20 protein-coding genes are annotated in these 19,003 nt (G+C 52.2%); 4 read left to right on the forward strand and 16 right to left on the reverse strand.

What is annotated here, in order from left to right:
- Position 1 precedes the first annotated feature (1 nt).
- From ACZ481_RS19475 to ACZ481_RS19490, 4 genes are all read left to right on the forward strand, one after another.
- Positions 2-1,036 carry an ABC transporter substrate-binding protein gene (locus ACZ481_RS19475; RefSeq protein WP_464766997.1) on the forward strand — a complete coding sequence of 345 codons (1,035 nt, stop codon included), beginning with the start codon at positions 2-4 and terminating at the stop codon, positions 1,034-1,036.
- Positions 1,033-2,061: a FecCD family ABC transporter permease gene (locus tag ACZ481_RS19480; RefSeq protein ID WP_464766998.1), complete on the forward strand. Its 1,029-nt coding sequence runs from the start codon at positions 1,033-1,035 to the stop codon at positions 2,059-2,061. Before ACZ481_RS19475 ends, ACZ481_RS19480 begins: the two co-directional genes overlap by 4 nt.
- The gene (locus ACZ481_RS19485; protein ID WP_464766999.1) at positions 2,045-2,848 is read left to right on the forward strand and encodes an ABC transporter ATP-binding protein; all 804 of its coding nucleotides are present in this window, start codon (positions 2,045-2,047) and stop codon (positions 2,846-2,848) included. The genes ACZ481_RS19480 and ACZ481_RS19485 overlap by 17 nt, the downstream gene beginning before the upstream one ends.
- A 91-nt stretch (positions 2,849-2,939) precedes the next feature.
- Positions 2,940-4,202 carry a purple acid phosphatase family protein gene (locus ACZ481_RS19490; RefSeq protein ID WP_464767000.1) on the forward strand — a complete coding sequence of 421 codons (1,263 nt, stop codon included), beginning with the start codon at positions 2,940-2,942 and terminating at the stop codon, positions 4,200-4,202.
- Between the two features lie 82 nt (positions 4,203-4,284).
- Here ACZ481_RS19490 and ACZ481_RS19495 read toward each other — a convergent pair whose 3' ends face one another.
- The 16 genes from ACZ481_RS19495 to anfG all read right to left on the reverse strand — a co-directional run bounded on the left by ACZ481_RS19495 (position 4,285) and on the right by anfG (position 18,990).
- Positions 4,285-5,061 (reverse strand): ABC transporter ATP-binding protein, encoded by a 777-nt coding sequence (locus ACZ481_RS19495; protein WP_464770661.1) that lies wholly within the window; start codon positions 5,059-5,061, stop codon positions 4,285-4,287.
- Positions 5,062-5,185: 124 nt separating this feature from the next.
- Positions 5,186-6,277 (reverse strand): FecCD family ABC transporter permease, encoded by a 1,092-nt coding sequence (locus tag ACZ481_RS19500; RefSeq protein WP_464767001.1) that lies wholly within the window; start codon positions 6,275-6,277, stop codon positions 5,186-5,188.
- 44 nt (positions 6,278-6,321) lie between these two features.
- Positions 6,322-7,425 carry an ABC transporter substrate-binding protein gene (locus tag ACZ481_RS19505; RefSeq protein ID WP_464767002.1) on the reverse strand — a complete coding sequence of 368 codons (1,104 nt, stop codon included), beginning with the start codon at positions 7,423-7,425 and terminating at the stop codon, positions 6,322-6,324.
- Positions 7,426-7,433: 8 nt separating this feature from the next.
- On the reverse strand, positions 7,434-9,437 hold the full coding sequence (locus tag ACZ481_RS19510) for a TonB-dependent receptor (protein ID WP_464767003.1): 2,004 nt from the start codon (positions 9,435-9,437) through the stop codon (positions 7,434-7,436).
- A 92-nt stretch (positions 9,438-9,529) separates the two neighbouring features.
- Positions 9,530-10,279 carry a Rossmann-like domain-containing protein gene (locus ACZ481_RS19515; RefSeq protein WP_464767004.1) on the reverse strand — a complete coding sequence of 250 codons (750 nt, stop codon included), beginning with the start codon at positions 10,277-10,279 and terminating at the stop codon, positions 9,530-9,532.
- Between the two features lies 1 nt (position 10,280).
- Entirely contained in the window at positions 10,281-11,366 is a 1,086-nt protein-coding gene (locus tag ACZ481_RS19520) for an ATP-binding cassette domain-containing protein (RefSeq protein ID WP_464767005.1), read from the reverse strand.
- A 4-nt stretch (positions 11,367-11,370) separates the two neighbouring features.
- Positions 11,371-12,057: a GTP-binding protein gene (locus ACZ481_RS19525; RefSeq protein ID WP_464767006.1), complete on the reverse strand. Its 687-nt coding sequence runs from the start codon at positions 12,055-12,057 to the stop codon at positions 11,371-11,373.
- A 15-nt stretch (positions 12,058-12,072) separates the two neighbouring features.
- Positions 12,073-12,507 (reverse strand): ExbD/TolR family protein, encoded by a 435-nt coding sequence (locus tag ACZ481_RS19530; RefSeq protein WP_464767007.1) that lies wholly within the window; start codon positions 12,505-12,507, stop codon positions 12,073-12,075.
- On the reverse strand, positions 12,504-13,109 hold the full coding sequence (locus tag ACZ481_RS19535; protein WP_464767008.1) for a MotA/TolQ/ExbB proton channel family protein: 606 nt from the start codon (positions 13,107-13,109) through the stop codon (positions 12,504-12,506). Before ACZ481_RS19535 ends, ACZ481_RS19530 begins: the two co-directional genes overlap by 4 nt.
- Positions 13,110-13,144: 35 nt before the next feature.
- Positions 13,145-13,858: an energy transducer TonB gene (locus ACZ481_RS19540; protein WP_464767009.1), complete on the reverse strand. Its 714-nt coding sequence runs from the start codon at positions 13,856-13,858 to the stop codon at positions 13,145-13,147.
- Positions 13,859-14,201: 343 nt separating this feature from the next.
- Entirely contained in the window at positions 14,202-14,900 is a 699-nt protein-coding gene (locus ACZ481_RS19545; protein WP_464767010.1) for a type 1 glutamine amidotransferase, read from the reverse strand.
- Between the two features lie 206 nt (positions 14,901-15,106).
- On the reverse strand, positions 15,107-16,042 hold the full coding sequence (nifB, locus tag ACZ481_RS19550; RefSeq protein ID WP_464767011.1) for a nitrogenase cofactor biosynthesis protein NifB: 936 nt from the start codon (positions 16,040-16,042) through the stop codon (positions 15,107-15,109).
- 2 nt (positions 16,043-16,044) lie between these two features.
- Positions 16,045-16,590 carry a pyridoxamine 5'-phosphate oxidase family protein gene (locus ACZ481_RS19555; RefSeq protein WP_464767012.1) on the reverse strand — a complete coding sequence of 182 codons (546 nt, stop codon included), beginning with the start codon at positions 16,588-16,590 and terminating at the stop codon, positions 16,045-16,047.
- A gap of 32 nt (positions 16,591-16,622) precedes the next feature.
- Entirely contained in the window at positions 16,623-17,060 is a 438-nt protein-coding gene (locus ACZ481_RS19560) for a hypothetical protein (protein ID WP_464767013.1), read from the reverse strand.
- Between the two features lie 124 nt (positions 17,061-17,184).
- On the reverse strand, positions 17,185-18,573 hold the full coding sequence (gene anfK / locus ACZ481_RS19565) for a Fe-only nitrogenase subunit beta (RefSeq protein ID WP_464767014.1): 1,389 nt from the start codon (positions 18,571-18,573) through the stop codon (positions 17,185-17,187).
- 66 nt (positions 18,574-18,639) lie between these two features.
- Positions 18,640-18,990 carry a Fe-only nitrogenase subunit delta gene (gene anfG / locus ACZ481_RS19570; RefSeq protein ID WP_464767015.1) on the reverse strand — a complete coding sequence of 117 codons (351 nt, stop codon included), beginning with the start codon at positions 18,988-18,990 and terminating at the stop codon, positions 18,640-18,642.
- Between the last annotated feature and the right edge of the window lie 13 nt (positions 18,991-19,003).

Consider the following 19,003-nt stretch of genomic DNA (forward strand, 5'->3'; position numbering starts at 1 on the left):
CATGAGAAAAATAGCCCTGGTGCTCAGCTTGTTGTGCCTGCTCTTCTTACTCAGCGCCTGTGGCCGGCAGGACCAGGCGGCGGCCGGCACGGCATTTACCGTGACAGATCAGTTGGGGCGGCAGGTGGAGATTCCCCGCCATATCCAGCGGATAGCGGCCCTGGATCATTTTGAAGGCCAGATTGTGTTCGCCCTCGGTCAGCAGGACAAGCTGGTCCATCAGGCGCTGTACAATAAACTCGGCCAGGCTATGGCCAGGGCCGATGCCGGCTTTAGCACCAAACCCCAGCTCCGTCAGACACAAAAAACCATCACTACCGAGTCGCTGGCTGCTTTAAATCCGGAAATTATTTTTATCAACTCGTCTTTTGACAAAACTCAATTGCAGCAGTTTGAAAGCGCCGGCATGAAGGTAATCGCCGTAAAAGGCGAAACCCTGGCGGACAGCTATGAGGCGGTCAGGCTGATGGCCACCGTGCTGGGTTGTCCGGACCGGGGTGAAAACTATATAACCGCCTGCAACAACCTGCTCCAGCTTGTCAAAGAGCGGACAGGCGCGATCCCGGTCGACCAACGCCCCACCGTCATGTTCTCCGGGCCAAGAGACATTTTTGCCGTTGCCACCGGTGACATGGTGCAGGCCGCTATCATTGAAACAGCCGGCGGCCACAATGTTGCCAGCGAACTGAAAGGCTACTGGATCACAGCCTCGCCGGAACAAGTCTCAACCTGGAATCCAGATGTCATTTTCCTGGGGTCCTCCCAGGATACCTATACCCCCGAAACCTTGTACGCGAATCCTCATTTTGCCACGGTCGCAGCGGCCCGGAATAAACGGGTTTACGCTTTTCCCGCCAACATCGGCTGGTGGGATTACCCGGCTCCTCATCACGTTTTAGGTACAGTCTGGGCGGCCAAGACATTGTATCCGGACAAATTCGCCGATATTGACGTGACCGGAATCGCTGATGAATTCTATGCCGAGTTTCTCGGACATTCCTTTACCGAATTAGGCGGGAAGCTGCAGGAGCCATGAGTAAAAAGCTCCTCTTGCTGCTGACGGTACTGTTTGCCGTTTCTTTCGCCCTGGCGCTGGGAACGGGACGGTATGCCATCAAGCCGGTTGAGATTGCCAGTATGTTTTGCACTGCCGTTGGCTGGAACGGGTGGCTGCCGGCCGTGGCCCCCGAGACCTATCTCATTTTTACGAACATCCGCCTGCCCCGGATCATTATGAGTTTTGTGATTGGCGGCGGCATTTCCATTGCCGGTGCCGTTTTTCAGGGAATCTTCCGCAACCCCCTGGCCTCTCCCGACATTCTGGGCGTGAAATTCGGCGCCGCGTTCGGGGCTGCTTTGGCTATTATGTTTTTTACCCAGCTAACCTTCAGCATCTACAGCCTGGCCTTTGCCTTCGGACTGCTGGCCGTCCTGTCGGCGTACCTGCTGGCCCTGCGCAGCCAGGACCCGTCAGCTTCGGTGCTCGTCATTGCCGGCATTGTCGTATCAGCCCTGTTCCAGGCGGCCTTATCGGTATTGATATACCTGGCCGACCCATATGATAAATTAGCGCAAATCACCTTTTGGCTGATGGGCAGCTTCCATACAGCATCGTGGCTTAAGCTGGCCGGCATCTTCCCGATTATCACCGTTTCCTCCCTGCTCATCTGCCTGTTTAGCTGGCGCCTGAACGTCCTGACTTTAGCGGACGAGGAAGCCCTTGCCCTGGGAATCCCGGTTTTCCGGTGGCGTATGTTTTATATTCTGTTAAGTACATTAATTGTTGCAGCCGCGGTGGCTGCGGTCGGCGCCATACTCTGGGTCAGTCTGATTGTCCCCCACATTGCCCGTTATCTGGTGGGCACAGAGCACCGGCAGTTAATCCCGGTTGCCGGCCTGCTGGGCGGAATCTTCCTGATCCTGATGGATACCCTGGCCCGTTCCCTGCTGGTGGCGGAAATTCCAATTAGTATTGTTACCTCCATTTTTGGTGCGCCCTTTTTGGGCTACCTGATTCAAAGCCGTAAAGGAGGTGCTCTCGGCAGTGACCGTACAAATTAACAACATTACCGCCGGCTATACTAAAGTACCGATTCTTAAAGAGATTAGCGCCGCTTTGCCCGGCGGTCAGTTTTGCGCCCTCATTGGCCCCAACGGCTCCGGCAAAACCACACTGATGCGCTGTATCAACGCCATTCTCACCCCTTTTAGCGGCCACATCCTGGTCGCCGGCCAGGATGTGGCCCGCCTTTCCCGCAGCCAGACAGCCCGGCTGATCGGCTTCGTACCCCAAATCACGCCCAGTGTGTTTGCTTTTACCGTGCTGGAAATGGTGCTGATGGGCAGCGCCGCCCGCCTCAATGCCTGGTCGGCTCCCAGCCGGCAGGATAAGTCCAAAGCCCGGGCCATTTGTGAGGAAATCGGCATACTTCATCTGGCCGCCCAGTCTTTCCAACAGCTGTCCGGCGGCCAAAAACAGTTGGTCCTGCTGGCGCGGGCCCTGTTTCAGGAAACACCGGTCCTGCTGCTGGATGAACCCACATCCCATCTGGATTTTTGCAACCAGCACAAAATGATGAGCCTGGTCCACGATGTCATCAAACGCAAAAATGCCACTGCCCTGATTACGCTCCATGACCCCAATCTTGTCCTAAATTACTGCGACGCTGCCCTGCTTCTGAAAGCAGGGCGCCTCATCAGCGCCGGCCCGATAGAACAGGCCTTAAGCGATGCCAACCTGCAGCAGGCCTTCGGTGAAAACATTCAAACAGATACTACCAGCCGGGGCCTGCAGGTGATTGTCCCAAAGCATATCATCAGCCCCCACAGCAATAAGCAAAATAGTTAAAACACAATTATATAGATACTTACAGCAGGTTATTACGCTTGTACTTTAAAAAAACAGGGAGAGAAAAGCAGTGTTGAGGAAAAGGAAATCAATGAATTTTGTTTTTACAGTATTACTGCTGGCTATCCTTATCGTTTCTACCGCCGGTGTGGAAACAGCCTGGTCGGCTCAAGCTGATCCCCCGTATATCGCATTGACTTGGTCAGATGATCCCAAAACAACGCAGGCCATTAGCTGGCAGACAACTGATCCAGCATTGAACCAAATCCAGTATAGCATGGCAGGAATAGGCAATGATTTTTCAATGACTGTCAAAATAATACCGGCTGAAAGGGAATATATTCAAGACAGCGGGGATACTGTGGCTGTTTATTCAGCGCTGTTAATTGATTTAAAACCGGGAACACGCTATGCTTACCGGATTGGAAATGGCGAAACATGGAGTGAGGTGCATTTTTTTCAGACGGCTGCTGACAATGTAACCCAATTTAAGTTCCTAATTTTCGGTGATTCCCAAAGCACATCCTATGATACCTGGCATAAAACACTCCAGCAAGCCTATCAGGCCCATCCCGAGGCAGCATTTTTTACAAACGTAGGTGATTTGGTTGATGTCGGCCATAACTTTACAGAATGGCAGGACTGGTTTGCCGCCTCACAGGGCGTTATTAACCGGATTCCGGCCATGCCATTAACAGGTAATCATGAAATGTACACACCCGTGTGGAAAGTCAATGCCTTGCCTACGTTGTTTACCGCCCTGTTTCAGCTTCCCCTTAATGGGCCGGAAGGGCTAAAAGAGCAAGTATATTCTTTTGATTACGGCAATGTTCATTTTGTAATGCTTGACAGTCAGGAACGGGAAGAAAAGCAGTTCATACCTGATATGTTGAGCAAACAACGGGATTGGTTAGAAAAGGACCTGGCACTGACTGATAAGCCATGGAAGCTGGTATTCCTTCATCGACCTCCCTATCATAGCAAGTCAGCAACGAGCAATGACAAAATACGCGAGACATTTGCTCCGCTATGGGACAAATATCAAGTGGACGCTGTGTTTGCCGGACATGAGCATATCTACGCCCGGACATATCCGTTGTACGCAGATAGCATAGCCGGCCAGGGAACAGTCTATATCACCACTGGCCGCAGTGGAACAAAATACTATGATCAGGCCGAAGCGAATGTCTGGAATGAAGTGTTTTATAACCCCGTAGACCAGCCAAACTATTTAACAGTCCAGATAGCCGGCGATACGCTGACCGTAAAAGCGTGGAAGCAGGACGGCGAGTTAATTGATGCATGGCATGTAGACAAATCAGCTCCGGCACGGCTGGGAATGGCCGCAAATTGATGCGAAATAATAACCGCTAATCTTGCTCTCCGCTAAAGAGGAAGCAAGCCTAGCGGTTATTTTTCTTTTAGTTGCCTTTCGCTCACGCCAGCAGCGGCAAACAAACCTTCAGTGTTTTTGACTCGCCGGCGTCGATCTCAACCACCTTGACCTTTGTCATATACAGGTCGCTTAAAACAGTATCAGTTACTACTGCTTCCGGACTGCCCAGCGCCACAATCTTCCCCTGTTTCATAATCATTACCCGATTGCATAATAAGAAAGCATGGTTGGGAAAGTGCGAAGTCATAATAATCGAATACCCCTGTTTTGCCAGTTTATCAATCACGCGCAATATCCGTACCTGATTGCCATAATCAAGACTGGCTGTTGGTTCGTCCATGATAAGCAGCCTGGCGCGCTGCGTCAGCGCACGGGCAATAAGGGTCAGTTGCCGCTCGCCGCCGCTGATACGGCTAAACAGGGCATCTGCCAAGTGTAAGATACCCATTTCAGCCAGACTCTCTTGGGCAATAGCATAATCCTTAGCAGCAGGAACGGCAGTAACGTCAATATGAGGCGTACGTCCCATAACAACAATATCCAGCACCCGGTACGGAAATACCGTCGCGGCTGCCTGCGGCACATAGGCCAACTCAGCCGCCAGTTCCCTTGCCGGCATTGCCTGGATTTTTTGGCCTCTGATACGTATACTGCCTGTTCGTATTTTGGCAATGCCCAATAAACATCGCAGCAAGGTCGTCTTACCGGCGCCATTGGGTCCTAAGAGACAAACAACATCCCCGCTGGCAACAGAAAAAGAAATATCTGTAAGCAGATTGCCGGCCGACGGATAAGCAAAACTAATATTCTCTGCCACAAGCAAGTGTATGCCACTCCTTTCTCTACACCTAACCCATCTCCTTAGTGTTGCTGCCAAACCTTCCACAACTGCCAGCTTTCCTCATTTCCCGAATCACAGCCTGTCCTGCGGCAGCATTGGCTCACTCCAGGCCCCGTTTGCTTCTGGCCAGTAAAAAAACAAAGAAGGGCGCGCCAATTAAAGAAGTAAGAATTCCGACCTGGATTTCTATGGCGGCAAGGCTGCGGCTTAAATTATCCATCATCAACAGATATGTGCCTCCCAAAAGCATGGACGCCGGCAGGACGATGGCGAAATTTGCCCCGAACAGCATCCTGGCCGCATGCGGAATCAACAGTCCCACCCATTGGATAATACCGCCAATACTGGTAGCCGCCGCTGCCAGCATGGTAGCGCAGGCCAGCACCGCCAAGCGGGTGGTCCGGACATTGATTCCAAGCGTACGCGCTTCTTCTTCGCCGACACTAAGTACGTTAATCTGCCACCGCAGGCAGTATAGCACTGTCATTGGCAGCAGGATGGGAATAAAGAGCAATATTACGTCCTGGCTGGTAACCTTGGAAAGTCCCCCCATTAGCCAAAAGCTGATTTCCGGCAATGTATTCAGGGGATCGGCCAGATATTTCAGCACCGAAACAAGTGCCTGGAAAAAAGCCGAAACCACAATACCGGCCAGCACCAGCGATATGGTTGATTTATTGCCGAACCACGAACTGATCGTAAGGGCGCTTACCACCGACAGCAGGCCGAAGACAAAAGCCAATGACTCCACCCATATCCAGGACAGGTGGAAAACCATGCCCAAAACGGCACCAAAGGCCGCCCCCCAGGAGGCGCCCAGTATTGACGGCGACACCAGGGGATTGCGGAATAAGTTCTGATAAGCCGCCCCGGACACCGCCAGGGCACTGCCCACCAACAGAGCGGCCATGATTCGCGGCAGCCGGATGTCAAGCACAATGGTTTCCATCGTATCAGTCCCGGCCTGCGGCAATGCCAATAGCTTAGAGCAGAGAATAGCCACTACCATATCCGGGGCAACAGGAAAACGGCCCAGCAAAAATGAGCCAAAAAAGGCGGTTACCAGTATCAGCAGCAGAATAGAAAATTTCCACGCGGTGGTATAGGCTCGCCGCTCGCCGGTACCCCTGCCGCCTTGCGCCACACTGGCCGGTTTAGCTTCCTGCCCGGCCGGTATTGAGCTATTATCCAAAATTACCGTCTCCTCACACCTTGTTCTAGCCTGCCGCATTCCGGTTACTGCACTCTTTGCGCTCTGGCAGCCAACTCGTCCAGCTCCTGTTCGGATAGCTGATAATGATAAAACAATGAATAGAACCGTTTAACTTCAGAACGAAAATCAAAAGGATATACATCCGGATACAGCAAGTTTGCCACCCATCGTATGCCAATAAGACGGCTTACCGCCGGCGGCCGGTCAAACCAGTTAAAAGGTCCTGTGGGAATCTCATATACCTGCCGCGCCTTAACCCCACGGACATTTTGCCACGGTTTCTCCTCCAGGATCATGGGGTAGCTGCTGTCTTCCCCATCGCGGAAATAGCTGATTAATATTATCTCCGGGTTCCAGGCCAGCACCTGCTCCATCGAGACCGGGCTGCGGCCAATAGCACCGCTTGCCGGTAAACCGGGCTCGGCAACATTCAGCCCACCGACAAATTCGATGATTTCCGCATGCCAGGAGCCTCTTGGCTCTGTTTCCAAGCCGCGCCGTCCCTCGGCATAATATACTGTCACCGGGTTGCGTTCCTGTAAGAGCGGTTTCTTTGCGGCCACCAGCTCCATTGTTTCCCGGCAATAGGCCGCTAGTTTGCCGGCCCGCTCTTCGCGGCCCAGCACCTTGCCTGCCGTCAGATACAGCTCTGCCATTTTATTGATATTGTTATCCAGCATGACAACCGGTATTTTGGCCAATTGCTCCAGCTTGTCGGCATACTCCTTATTGGCCGCGTTCATTTCGGTTACCATCAGAATGAGGCTGGGGTTCATCTTGATAATTTCTTCCACATTGCTGACAGAACCGCGGGTAGTCCAGGCAAGCACCGGCAGCTGCTTGTACTCAGGCAAGATATAGTCCGACTGGTCGGCCGCCATATGATAGCTCCAGCCTGCCAAAAGCTCTGGCGCCAGCGTATACATAAGCACCATTTCTACCGGTGATACCGGATATACCTTCTCAATCTTCGGCGGCAAGGTAACCTTCCGGCCCGCCATGTCAGTAATAATCCTGCCATTCTCCGGCACTGCCCCTGAATTCACGCTTCCTTGCCGCCCGCACCCGGTTAAGAACAGGAGCAGGATGACACAAAATAAGATGAGCCGTGTGCTTACCCTTTTCATAACCCCTCCTACAGCATAACGCTTACGCCGGCCATGAAGTTAATGCCGTCGCCCCGGTGGTCATAGGTATCCCAGTATTTAGTGTCAAACAGATTGTTGATATGCAAATAATAGGAAAGATTATCATTTTCCCGATAGTTGAAATTAAGATCCACGGTATGATAGCTATCCAGCTTCTTATAGATATTCCCATAGCTGTTGGGTGAGCTAACACCGGTATTCTTAATATTGCCCAGATAATGGCCGATCAAGGTAGCCTGGAACTTGTCCACAGCGTAGGTTGCGCCGTAATTAAACATGCTGTCAGGCAGATTGGCGGCATCGGTTGTAACCCCGGCATTAGTGTCTTCGGCCTTCAAATACGTGTAATTAATAAAGCCCCTCAGCCGCTTGGAAATGTGTTGGTTATATTCCAGTTCCACTCCCCGTATCTCGGTTTTAGCAATATTGCGATATATCTTGTTTTCATCTCTGTCAATCCGGTTGTCAATGTCATTTTTGAAGACAGCAATGTCCAGCGAGGACTTTTCATTAAACCTATGTTTCCAGCCCAGCTCCTGGTTAGTGGCCTTTTCCGTCTTGGGAACGGCATAACCATCCCTGCGATTGCCGTTAGCCTGCTTGGCGGTAACAAAATTATGGGTTTTGCCTGTCGAAAAACGCAGCGTATTTTTCTCATCCAATTGATGGGTCAGGTTAAATACCGGATCGGTGGTAGAATCGTCAATATCTGCAAGTTCTGCCGCTGTTTTACCCGAAATATTGTCAAAGGCTTGTGTTACCTTGTCATGACGCACGCCGGCGGTCAGATTGGTTTTGCTGTCAAGCTGCCAGCTATCCTGCAGATAATAGCCTACTCGCTTATCGCTGCCGCCGTCAGTGATGCCGCCTGGATTTGTACTGGTACTATCGCCGGAATCCCAGTCAAGCTTGTTGTACTTGACACCAAAGGTGATGGTATTGTTTGGGGCTGCCTGCCAGTCGGCGTTAAGCTCCATACCATTGCCGCTTGAGGTCCAGTCGCTGCTGTACAACATCGGGTTGCTCTTGGTATTGATACCCAGCCTGACATTATTGCCATTCGTTACCTGCAGGGTATTGCGGTCAGTAACGTGGTAAAATTTAACATCATATTTAAACCGGTCATCGACCTTTTGATCATACTGTATGGCGATATTAGTTTGTTTAAAATCCCTGTATCGCCAGTCTCTCACATCGGACTTGCCACCATTTTTTATCGTTGCTGGATTTCCATTGCTATCTAACGTTGTATCACCAGACCATGAATTAGTGGTGGCCGATGTCTCGTTACCAGTCTTTTGATCAATGCCATTGGCGATGTCTCGGTCGGTATTCATATACCAGCCGCTGATTGTCAGGTTCTGGCCCTCGCCCAGCTGCCATTTTATTTGACCGTTGAAATACTCTTTATCAAACTCGGAATGTCTTAGATACCCGTCGCCTTCGCTTTTGCCGGCGGTAAAGGAGTAGCTGGCATTATTATCGCTGCCGCGGTAGGAGATGCTGTGGTCAAAGCGCGAATCCGAGCCGCCCGCCAAATTGAGTTGAAACTGGCCCGGTCCCTTGCCCTCCTTGGTTGTAATTAAAATAACGCCGCCTTTATAGTCTGTGCCGTACTGCACCGGTCCCGGTCCTTTGATTATCTCAATTTTTTCGATATTCTCAACCGGGATGCCGGCCAAATCAGAGGCCGAGTTGGAAGCGATGCCTGATAAGGGAAACACCGGCATGCCATCCATATACACTCTCGTCTGGTCGGTGGCTGCCCCCCGGATACGCACCAGCCGGGCATTCTTATCGGCAGTGGCCATATACAGCCCGGGTACCGTTTCCAGAACCTCAGCCAGGTTTCTCGCTCCTGTTTCCTTAATTTTTTCGGCAGTAATGACCGCAGTAGTAACCAGATAATCGGACAGGGTTGTCGAACGGACCTCCACTTCGTCAATAGCAATTGCCTCTTCGGCCATGACAGGATTAAATGAGCTTAGCAAACAAATACAAACTGCCGGTGGAACAGCCATTTTACTTAGCTTTTTATACATTTGATAATTCCTTCTTTCATAATATTTTGAGGATTAACCCTTTACGCTTTCATTGCCACCTTCTGTCCGGTCTTATAGATCGACCGCCGCTCCAGCCCGGACACAATCCGGGCCACGCCGGCATTATCCTTGACCACAAACCCCGACAGGTCGTTGACCCCAAATGAAAACAGGGCCGGTGCCAGCGGCGTAAAGGGGCCGACAAGGACGACATAGGCGTTTTTCGCCAGTGCGAGCAGCCGGGGCAGGGTTTTATACACCAGACTGCTGCAGCTGAGAACAACAAAATCGCTGACCGGCAGGATATACTCCACCGCCGCCTCCGGGTAGTCCCCCTCGCGGGGTTCCCGTTCGATAATGGTCAGCTCACAGACCGGCTGATACAGTTGTTCAATATAGGGAAAATGGCCTAGTACGGCTACTTTCTTATCTTTGATGACATTCTGATAGGTAATAAAGGGATCACTGGTCCGGTCCTCGCTATACAGGCTGTCGGTAATCACAATGCCGTTGGCAGCCGCCGTCACCGGGGAGTTGTACCAGGCGTTTATCGCCGCCATGCCCACAGAGGCCTCGACAAAGTTCCAGGACTTGATGCATTGGGCCAGTTTTTTCAGCGGCATGCCCAGTGATTTCCGCGTCACCTCCGGTAGGGTATCGCCGGGCAGAACATGGCTGAAGCCAACCCCGCCGCCGCTGCGGACCAAGGCGGCGTAGGTGCCGCAAATCAATTCATCAACAAGGCAGGCCTCGGGGATGCCATCAATTAAAGCATCGTATAATTCCCACATGCTACTCCCCCTCCTTTTCCTCCCGCCCGGGGCCTGCTCCCTCATCGGCAGGCGCCGGCTCGCCAAAGTTGACAGCCAGCGGAGAAACCCTTTCGCCATAACGCAGCTGCTGACGGATAGCCAGCATGATGGCGTCCAGTTTTTCAATCGCACTCAGGCTGTTTATTTCCTCAGCCGAGGTCTCTATAATTTTGTGGATGCCGCCGTTTTTTATCACGATCCGCTTGGTGGCACTTAACGCCAGCAGGGGATCGTGGGTAGAAATTAGGACAATTTTTTCATTTTCCGTCAGCAGGCTGATCGCCTGTTTCCGGTCAATGCCGGCATTTTCAATTTCATCAATCAGCACTATCGGCGACGAACTCATATAGGCCGTATCGGCAATCATCAGGGCCCGCGACTGGCCGCCGGAAAGCTGGGTGACTTTCGTATCCAGGGTGAATTTTTCCCCGGCCAGTTCATTCGCACAGGCAAAACACTGCTGTATCACCGCCTCGGCCTCCTTACACAGCCGGCTTTTGGCATGCATGGCCAGAAATTCGGCCACATTCAAGTCCATGACGAAATTCATGTTCTGCGATAACTGGGCCACCATTTTATTGCCTATAGCAAAGCGTTCCTCATCTGTCAAAGAACGGCCGTTAACCAGGATGCACCGTTTGGTCGGCGTATCGCCCTGAGCCAGGCACTCAATATCGCTCAGCAGGCAGCTTTTGCCTGAACCGGTGGGACCAACAATACTCACAACCTCGCCGGCGGCAATGGTAAGGGTTGTATTTTCCGCTTCCCCCTGCTTATTGCGGCCGCCGAGGATGGTAATCGTCCGGACACTTTCCCGTTCTTCCCGGTTATGGGTCAGCGTGGCCATGAACCTCACCAGTTCTTCCGTCAGGCGGAAGGCATCAAGACCGAATTCCTGCAGCTGTTCCGGCGGGATTTTGTCTAGAGCCCTGGCTACTGTTAGGTCCTGCTGTAGGTTCTGTAAATTATAATTGACAAAAAAATCCTGCACGACCGGATAGGTATGGATAAGCTCAGTTATGGTCCTATTAGTAATGATCTCTCTGATTTTTTCGTTGTCCCCCATGGTCTCACCTGAATTCCATCTTTTTCAGCATTCCCATCTGGTAACTCTCACCGACCCGGGTTTCGCCTGTGCAATAGGCGCATACCGAAGCCGGCATTGAGAAACGCAGCCGCCGGTTTCTCAGGGTTGTAATATCAGCGGCTTTGCTGACCTGCTTGCTGAGCATAAATGCCCCCTGACCGGTAATGCCGTTGACAAACAGGATGCGGGCGCCGGGATTTACCTGCCGGACATTGAACATAAACACTTCCCGTTCAGCCTGAGAGACGATATCGCCCTTGGTAATCAGGACAACATCGGCCAGCTTCAGCATCGGGCCAATTTTCCGGGGGGTATTGATGCCGGAGAGGTTATCAATCACACAAACAGCAAGCACGCCCTGAATATGGGGCGAACAACGGTTGCACAAGCCGGCGCTTTCGCTAATCAGGATATCGAGCCCGCTGCGCTGCCCCCATTCAACAGCATCCTCAATATTGCTGATAAAAAAATGATCAGGGCAAAACTTGCCGGAAAAGCCCACCTGAACCGGGACGCCATATTCCTGATAGCGCAGCTGGTCAAAAGAAGTCAGGCAGTCAAACTTTACCACCCCGGCCGCCTGGCCCTCCTCCCGGAGACAGTCGATCAAGCGGAGAATGACCGAGGTTTTACCGGCAGAAGGTGCCCCTGATACGGTAATAAGTTTCATTAAGCAAGCCCCCCATCAACGCGTTTGCCCGGCTGCCGCCCCTTGACCGTCAGGCTGAACACCAATAGCGATTCTGGCCAGCCCCTGCTGCCGGATAGCAGCCATCAGCGCCACCACCTGTCCGTGCTCGACCCCGCTGTCGGCATTAATAATGACCGGGATTTGTTTGTCCCCCTGACTCTGCTGCACCAGCCGCCGGGCAGCCTCCGCCGGCGTCCCGGCCGGCTCCCCGTCACAAAAGAGCTGGCCGTCTTTGGTTACTGTCAGCACCATTGCGGGCCGGTCCCGGTCCTGTACCCCGGCAGCCTGGGGCAGAGCGACCGGCAGGGTGCTCTGGACCGTCATGGCCAAGGTCGCCAGCATGAAAAACACCAGCAGAAAAAACATGGTATCAATCATCGGTATAATCTCAATCCGGGCCTTTTTTACCGGTTTGCGCGGTATTTTCATTCTGGCTGCTCCTTAGCCGGGTTTAATGCCATTTCCAGGCGCGTGGCATAATGCTCGATAGTTTCTGTTTCCCTTTCGATCCGGGCCAGGAAGTAATTGTAAGGAATAAGGGCAATAACGGCAACCGTAATGCCTGTGGCTGTGGCAATCAAAGCCTCGGCTACCCCGCCGGTAACAGCATGGGGTTGTCCCATGCCGGACAAGGCCATAATTTGGAAAGAATCAATCATGCCGATAATTGTACCCAAAAGCCCCAGCAGCGGCGACAGGGTAATAATCGTATCCAGCACCGGCAGGCCGCGCCGCATCGCGGCCAATTCCTGTACGACCACAGCTTCCATGGCTTTTGCCGGCTGATAGGGCCTGGCCATACCGGCCGCCAGGATGCGGATTAACGGCAGCGGCGACCGGCTTGCCTTGGCGGCGGCTTCCGCCCTGCGGTTGTCGGCGACCATGGCCAGTAAGGTTTCGGCCGGCTTGGCTGCATCCATATTCCGGAAGAAGTAGATACGTTCAAGAACAATAGCGATAGCTACAATTGAGCAGGCTGTGAGGGGCAGCATCATCCAGCCGCCTTGTAACAGTTCATGCACCGGAATCATCTCTCTTTCTGCTTGCAGGTTATGCGGCGGCGCGCTTACTCGGCCTCGTCCAGGCTGAACCGGACTCTTACATCGTGCAGGCTGGCAATCGGCACACCCCCTTCTTTCGCCGGGGCATAGCGCCACTTTTTCACGGCTTGTACGGCAGCCTCATCCAGGATGTCATACCCGCTCCCCGCCTTTACCGCTGCCGCTGTGACCGTGCCATCGGCTTCAATAAAAATACGGACCACGACCGCCCCTTCCCAGCGGGCTTTGCGGGCGGCCTGAGGATAGGCCGGCCTGGAACCGGCAATAAACGCCGGCGGGGTTCTGCCGCCACCGGCAGTATGCCGGCCTTCGCCGGCCCCGACGGCAGCTTGTCCGCCCCGGACAGTTACAGCCACTGCCGGTTCTGCTGCTGCGGCCGGGGCAGCGGCAATTGCCGCTATGCTGCTATCTGCCGCCGGGGCCTGAACGGCAGACACCGGCTGGTTTGCAGCCGGCAGCAGCCGGGAACCCGGACGGTTAGCAGCAGCCGGCGGGGAAGACGGGGAGGGCGGGGAAGCGGCCGGCGGTGCCGTTGTCTCCCTCTCCTCTGCGCCGGTCGCAGCAACAGGGACGATATCCACTTCGATTGCTGCCATCACAGCCGGCGGCGCAACCGGTTCCGGCGGTCCCAGCATAGCCAGACAGGCAATCAGTACTCCGTGGAGCAGCAGCGAGATTCCGGCTGTTTTCCTGTAGGACAATTTGCTGAAATCGTTCATTCCGGCCTCCTCCGGGTTCACAACCGTTGACAGGAAAGAATGGTGCCATGTAAACCCAAACTAGTAAAAATATTACACCCATTGGACATGTAAAAAAATCAACTAAACAGTGTCCTGTGTTGTTTAGTTGATACTGCGTTGTATCCATCCACAATTTTACTTTTTATTCATCTTAATACAAAAACAAACTTAGGTCAATATAATTCTTGCTTTTATGATGCTTTTGTTTGTTTTAATTTGTTTTATTTTGTTAATTTTTTTTTGGCCTTTACCATTTTCAGCAAATAAAAAAAAGCCGGCTTAGCCTTTTCGCCAGCCGGTTTTATAGCAAACACTTCCTTTCCTACAGGGCACCCTCCCGGTACATTTTTTCCAGTCGGGTCAGAAACATTGCCATCCAGGCATTATTTTGTTCGATATATTCCGGGTGAGCCAGCAGTTCTGCCGGGGTTTGAACATATTCGGCCGGAATCATTTCGTCCCGGCAATTTTCTATAAGACCGGCAATGATCTCCGGCGTATTTTCCAGATGATACTGAAAGCCGAATACCCGGTTTTTATAGATGAAGGCCTGATGCCGGCAGGCCTCGCTGGTCGCGATACAGGTGGCAGTAGCCGGCAGTTCGCTGAAGGTATCCCCGTGCCACTGAAATACGATGGGGGCCGGCGGAAAAAAAGAAAACAACGGCGACTGCCGCGCCTGGTCGCTCAGCCTGACCGGGAGCCAGCCAATTTCCTTGCACGGATTCGGGGTCACCTTGCCGCCGATCACATCGGCAATTAATTGTCCGCCGAGACAGAGGCCAATCACTACTTTGCCGGTGTCAATAGCCTCCCGGATAAATGCCTTTTCCGCAGCCAGCCAGGGATAGATTGTTTCTTCATAGATATTCATCGGCCCGCCCATAACCACAAGCCAGTCAAAATCGGCCGGCGCCGGCAAGGTCTGCTCAAGGTATAGCTGCGTGGAGGTCAGCCCATGCCCGTTTTCCCTGGCCCACTGCAAAATACTGCCAGGATTCTCAAAAGGGACATGTTGCAAATAATGAAGTCTCATCTTATCGCCTATCCTTTCCATCTGCTTTGCTTTTGTTCATTCTCTCATAAATAAATAAAAAAGCCAACCCTTAAGCGGACTTGTGCCCGCTTAGTTGGCACTTTATTGTCCGCCTGCTGTTGACACTTCATTGTCCGCCTGCTGACGGTCTCCCCGCCTACCGGTGAAGGACCGCTATATACCGGCAATAATCAAATATGACCTGCGCTAACTCCCGGCTGCCCGTCAGGCTGCAATTGCGGAAAAGGCTCACATTTGCTTACAGAGACAGGCTGGCGGCTGCGAAATGCCGGGGACTGATCTTCTGCCAAAAGGCCAATGGCATCAGCCCGGCATTGCCGACAATGACGCATTTGCGCAAGGTAAGACTGGCACAGATCGCGCATCGCCTCTACTTCTTGCCTGCTGGTCGGGGAATAACCCTGAAAGACACTGCCCGGCACGGGAATCAACGGCATAATATTGGTCATGATCGCCCCCAGGCTTTTTACTTTTTTTACTATTGCCGCGATATGCCTGTCATTAATGCCTTTGATCATAACAATATTAACCTTAACCAGGATGCCATGATCAGCCAATAGCTTTATCCCGGTCAGTTGATTGCCAATCAATCGTTCAGCGGCATCTTCCCCCGCATAGTACTTACCCGAATAATGAATGTGACGGTAGATTTTGGCCCCGATAGCAGGCTCCAGGCAATTTACCGTAACGGTTACATGGTTGATCCCCAGGTCGATAATATCCTGACTGTAATGGGGAAGCATAAGGCCATTGGTGGACAGGCAGAAGATCGTAGCCGGCGATTCGGCTTTGATTAACCTGACACTGCTTGTTACAGTCTCCCAATTGGCTAACGCATCACCAGGGCCGGCAATCCCAACCACACTCAAATGAGGGAGTTCTGCTTTTACCCTGATAAACTTTGCCAGACTCTGGGCCGGGGTCAATATTTCACTGGTCACACCAGGACGGCTTTCATTCACACAGTCACACTTACGGTTACAATAGTTGCAGCTGATGTTGCAAACCGGTGCCACCGGCAGATGCATCCTGGCATATTTATGCTGGGCAGCAAAAGAATAGCAGGGGTGTTTAGCCGTAATTGCCGCTAATTCTTGTTTTTCCATAGCTAATCAGCCCCTTTTCCTAAAGCCTGAAACATATGCTCCGGATCAACTGGGTTTTCTTTGGCTGTGAGTTCTTCCGGCGCAATGGCGTAAACGGCAACCGCCTTGTCATCAAAGGAGGAACGGTATTTATCGACGAATTGGGCTGAAAGCGGGGTTTTAAAAAACCGCGGCATAAACTTTTCCAGAAACTGCGCCAGCACTTGCGTTTTTTCTTCTAAGTCTTTGACCAGAACCGCTTTGCCAAAAATAACAACACTCAGATAGGCGGTATCACATTTAGCCGGTACAGGGTCGGCCACTGTACCGAATTCTTCGAAGACGGTAAAACAGACGGCCGGATTGGCGGCAAGGATACGATTTTTCTTGCCGCTGCCCATGCCATGAATATAGATCTTTCCCTGCCAAAAGACATAATTGACCGGCAAGGCATAAGGCCGGCCGGCAGCCTCACTCATACTTAAGGTGCCTACCCTCTTGCCGGTTAGGAAAGCGGCAATTTTTTCTTTATCCTGGCAGATCCGCTGCCTATAGCTTATCTGTTCCATATCCTCTCTCCTTTCGTTGCCGGACAAACCGGTTAACCGGCGTCTGCACTGGCAAAGGCCGCTCTTACGGCCGCAAGCCTTGTTTGGTCAAACAAGGCTTGCACCTGATTGCACATTGCCAGGACACGGTCTGTGTCGGCTGGTTCGGGAACGCCATGATAATAGTTTTCCAGAGAACAAATTCCAAATATTAAATCCAGTGACCGTATTTCCCGGTTTAATGCCGGCAACACGTCAATCACCAGTTCGACAGCATCCATCAGGCAGGTGTAATTGTGATTACCCGGTTCGACCCCGTATAAATCACATAAAGCAATCAGATAGTTTTCCAGGGCAACGGAAGCGACATTGAACACCACACTGAGGTCCTGGCCTTCATCCAGGAACTGTTCAGCCCGGCGATGGTACACCCGGGCACTGCGATAATCTTCTTCAAACGCCTCTATATCGATGTTGCTGATATCAATCATCGTTCTATCCTCTTTCCTTTATCGATTCTGCCAGCACCCGGCCACTGCCGGGCACTGGCAAAACCCAATGATTCCTGCTGAAGCTGCGCCAAGGGTGAACTCAGGCTACGCTGGCAGTGAATACCTACCAGACATTCAGAACCCATTCCTTGTTTTTCTTGTACTCCATATCGGTGAACAGGGTGTTGGCCATCTGTTCAGCCAGCCAGGTCGCGCCGGCATAGCCGACGACCGGATGCCGGTACAGGCCGGCCCGGTCATAGGTGGGGAAGCCGACGCGGACCATGGGGATATTATAATCAATGGAAACAAACCGCCCCTTGGAATGGCCAAGTATCAAATCAAGCTCCAGGCCCTCGTTTTTGATCCGGTTCTCCAGCTCCCACAAATCGGCATTCATAACAATTTCCATCTTGAAATCAACGTTGGCCTGCAAGGCTTTGATCCTGGGGTCTTCCGGATAGGATGTATTGTCGTCGCCGAGCAGCAGCAATACCGGTTTCATTTCCAGATCGAGACAAAACTCAGCCAGACCGATGACCAGATCAGGATGCCCATAGATGGCGACCTTCTTGTCGGCAAAAAACATGTGCGTCAGGTCGGTCAGGGCATCAATCGCGATGCCCCGTTCCCAGACCAGCGAGGGCGGGATCGGTTTGCCTGTCATGTTTTTCAGGTTCTGCAAAAAGGTATCGGTGTTGCGGATACCGATTGGCGTCGGTCCAATGATGGCCGGGATGTCAAATTCAGTTTCCAGATAGCGGGCAGCCTTAGCCCCTTCATACCGATTCAGGGCAATTGTGCCCAGGGCATTGGCGGTGTCGGTCAGGTCGGCAATCGTCGTATCGCCATGAGCCACGATATTGCCGGCCGGCATCAGGGGAGCGTCAAAATTCTCGATTTCAAACAGGACCGTAGCCTCGACCTGCATGGCTGCCAACAGGTGCTTGATCGCCGTCACATCCCCAGGGTTGACCCAACCGGTAATCAGGTTGACCTTGCCGTTCGGTTCGCTTTTTTTGGCAAAATGGCTGACAAAATCCAGCAGGGCAACATCATAGCCGGTTACCTGGCTGCCTTTAAAGCTGGGGGTATGAATAGGAATCAGGTGAACCTCCCGGTCAGCGTATTTTTCTTTTAATAAGCCGTTATTAAGCTTTAATACCACGCCATCCACATCATCGCCAATCACCTCGGTTGAACAGGTAGTAATGATCGGTATTACCTTAACATGAGGATAGCGCATGAGCAGGACATCTACGGCTTCCTCCACCCGGTGGGTGGCCCCGAATACCGCTCCGTCTTCATGCAATGAAGAGGATGCCAGTTCAAAGCTCTCTTTGAAATGCTGCGAGAACAGGAGACGGACAAACATCACGCAGCCCTGTCCGCCATGAACAATCCCAATGCAGTCTTTTATGCCGATGCTGGCATACTGCGCGCCGCAGGGCTGGCAGGTAAATATCGGGTTGATAACGCCGGCACGCTCTTTTGGTTTTACTTCACAAAACATAGCCATACTCCTTTTCCTGTTTGTTTTGTTCTGCGTCCGCCGTAATGGCCCACAGCCTGTCGCTCTTTAATAATGGACGTCAGTCAATTCTTCATTTAATGAACCGGTAATGGTCAGATAGTCCATGCGCTCTTTAAGCCCGCGCATCAATAGCTTGATCTCCGCTTTGTCCATTGCCGCCAGCCATGGATACCGGGCTTTAAAGGCATCAGCCAGGCACACGGCATCAACCCAGTGGCATTTGTCAATTGGCGACAGATTTTCCACAGGTTCATCACATAGCAACTGCATCGTCTTTGTCAGAATCCCCTCATTTTGCTTCTCCCGGTCCCAGGCGCGGGAGTGGAACTGCCAGAGGCATTTTTTCATAATATAATCCACCAGTTGTTCAATCCTGTCTTGTGTCACATTGTCCATTACTATGCTCGCC

Source organism: Sporomusa intestinalis (assembly GCF_055383785.1).